Source organism: Pseudomonas sp. P5_A2_2, from assembly GCF_054177685.1.
In genome coordinates, this window is record NZ_JBGCUL010000640.1 from 1 (window position 1) to 2,620 (window position 2,620).

Here is a 2,620-nt window from a genome sequence, read left to right on the forward strand (position 1 = left end):
CTTCTGAATCTGCCTGCCATTACTATTCGTAATGCTCATGAGCGTCCAGAAGGGATGGATGAAGGCACTCTCATCATGAGTGGCCTGAAAGTGGAAGGCGTTCTGGATGCCGTACGTGTGGTAACCAGCCAACATGATCGTACCCAGCGTGTTATCCCGGTCGTGAGGGATTACCAGGCAGGTCCTGTGTCGAAGCAGGTAGTTCGGGTCGTGTTGAGCTACACCGACTACATCAATCGTACTGTCTGGTCGAAATCCTGAGCGTCGTCGAGGTTTGAAAAATGCGTGTTTTATTGACAGGTGCTACGGGTTTCGTTGGTCGCGCGGTATTGGGTCGTTTGGCGGCCTCTGACGATCTGGAACCGGTGGCAGCCATTCGTGGGCACGCCTTGCCTGACTGTCCGTCGCGCGTTACTACCATTCGAACCGCCGGGCTCAGTGCTGACACCGACTGGTCGCAGGCGCTGGATCAAGTGGAGGTTGTCATTCATGGCGCGGCTCGCGTTCACGTCATGAATGACACCGAATCCGATCCGCTGGAGGCGTTTCGCAAGGTTAATGTCGAAGGCACGCTAAGCCTCGCCCGGCAAGCAGCCTCGTTGGGTGTTCGTCGCTTTGTGTTCATCAGTTCGATCAAGGTGAATGGCGAAGGTACGCCACTCAATCAGCCTTACTTCGCCGACGCGACTCCCGCGCCTGGCGATCCGTATGGCATTTCGAAAATGGAGGCCGAGCAAGGGCTGCGCGAAATTGCGAGCGTCTCCGGAATGGAAGTGGTGATCATCCGTCCGGTGCTGGTTTACGGTCCGGGTGTGAGAGCCAACTTTTTGAACATGATGCGTTGGCTGGACAAGGGGATACCCTTGCCATTCGGGGCTATCCATAATCGGCGCAGCCTGGTCGCGCTCGACAATCTTTCTGATTTGATCGTGACCTGCATCCGTCATCCGGCCGCCGCCAATCAGACCTTCCTCGTCAGCGATGGGGAGGACTTGTCCACGACTCAATTGTTGACGCGGATGGCGCAGGCGTTGGGTAAACCTGCACGCTTGTTGCCTGTGCCAAGCGTGTTGCTTGAACGGGGCGCACAGCTTCTGGGCAAGCAGGCTTTGTCGCAACGACTGTGCGGTTCGTTGCAAGTCGATATAAGCAAAACTCGAGAATTGCTGGGCTGGATTCCTCCGGTCAGCGTCGATGAGGCGCTTGTGTCGGCTGCCAACTACTACAAGGAAAGGCAGCGCTAAGCTGGCTTATGACAGTGCCGGTTCAATTGCAGAATTGATTTTGGCTGTTTCAGGAAGTTGACCTTTGAACACAATTTGGTTGTTGGCTTTGGTGGTAGGTGTTTCATTCTTGGGCACAGGTGCATTGCGCAAATACGCGTTGGCACGCAGCTTGATAGATATTCCCAATGCGCGTAGTTCACACTCGGTCCCGACCCCTCGGGGTGGTGGTGTGGCTATCGTCCTGAGTTTTCTGATTTCGTTGCCTGTCCTGGCCTGGACAGATGCCGTCGCCTGGCCGATGGCGCTGGCTCTGCTTGGGGCAGGCAGCTGGATCGCGATTATTGGATTTCTCGACGACCATGGGCATATTGCCGCGCGTTGGCGCCTGCTTGCGCATTTCGGTGGTGCCATCTGGGCATTGTTCTGGATTGGGGGGATGGCGCCGATCAATCTGTTCGGTCTCCAGTTCAGTCTCGGCTGGTTCGGTTACGTCATCGGAGCGTTCTATCTGGTCTGGATGCTGAACCTCTACAACTTCATGGATGGTATTGATGGCCTGGCCAGCGTCGAGGCTATTTGCGCCTGTGTCGGTGCTTGCCTGGTTTACTCGATTGCAGGCCACACCAGCCTCGCTATTGCCCCGCTTGTGCTGGTGATGGCCGTATCGGGTTTCCTTGTGTGGAATTTCCCGCCAGCGAAGATTTTCATGGGCGATGCCGGCAGTGGCTTTCTGGGTATCGTGTTGGCGGTGATGTCGCTTTATGCGGCATGGACGAACCCACTGTTTCTTTGGGCCTGGCTCATTTTGTTGGGCGTATTTATTGTTGATGCCACCTTTACCCTCATTCGTAGGCTGTTGCGAGGGGATAAGGTTTATGAGGCCCATCGCAGCCATGGATACCAGTATGCTTCACGAAAACATGGCAGCCATCGGGCGGTCACCCTGGCAATAGCTGCGATCAATTTGTTGTGGTTAGTACCAGTGGCTATATTGGTCGTCATGCAATATATCGATGGGGTGGCAGGATTGGTCCTGGCCTATGTGCCTCTGGTGTTGCTGGCTTTCAAGTTTCACGCGGGCGAGTTGGAAATCGCTGGCAAGGCGTGATAGGCGCATTGGTTTTTGAGTATTGCTTTATCGGTAAGAGAGCTACCGAAAGCTGAAGTTGCTGCATCAATGCTAGAAGCTTCTAGAGGTGTTTAGAGGGGTTATGGATAAAATTCGGACAAAGTTGGTAAGTCTGCCAAGACGACATAAACGCATTCTGCAGGTTCTGACTGATATTTCGTTGGTCTGTTTTGCCCTGTGGATGGCGTTTGTTGTGCGACTTGGGCTGGACGAGTTAGTCAACCCGTTCACTCAGCACGTCTGGCTTTTTGTCAGTGCACCTGTC

Annotated in this window: 4 protein-coding genes; all 4 read left to right on the forward strand. The window is 54.4% G+C overall.

From position 1 onward, the window contains the following. Positions 1 to 261: UDP-N-acetylglucosamine 2-epimerase (locus ACXRVY_RS23515; RefSeq protein WP_458238374.1), on the forward strand; the 261-nt coding region annotated here is incomplete at its 5' end. 20 nt (positions 262 to 281) lie between these two features. After that, positions 282 to 1,244, forward strand: coding sequence for a UDP-glucose 4-epimerase family protein (locus tag ACXRVY_RS23520; protein ID WP_223462482.1), 963 nt, complete (start codon positions 282 to 284; stop codon positions 1,242 to 1,244). Between the two features lie 64 nt (positions 1,245 to 1,308). Then, complete coding sequence (locus ACXRVY_RS23525) at positions 1,309 to 2,334, forward strand: MraY family glycosyltransferase (protein WP_223462483.1); 1,026 nt, start codon at positions 1,309 to 1,311, stop codon at positions 2,332 to 2,334. Between the two features lie 103 nt (positions 2,335 to 2,437). Then, positions 2,438 to 2,620 (forward strand): hypothetical protein (locus tag ACXRVY_RS23530; protein ID WP_458238375.1); only part of this gene is annotated, 183 nt, incomplete at its 3' end.

Bases quoted from the DNA above. Each gene is read 5' to 3' on its own strand.
- ACXRVY_RS23520 (WP_223462482.1), top strand. From the start codon at position 282: ATGCGTGTTTTATTGACAGGTGCTACGGGTTTCGTTGGTCGCGCGGTA.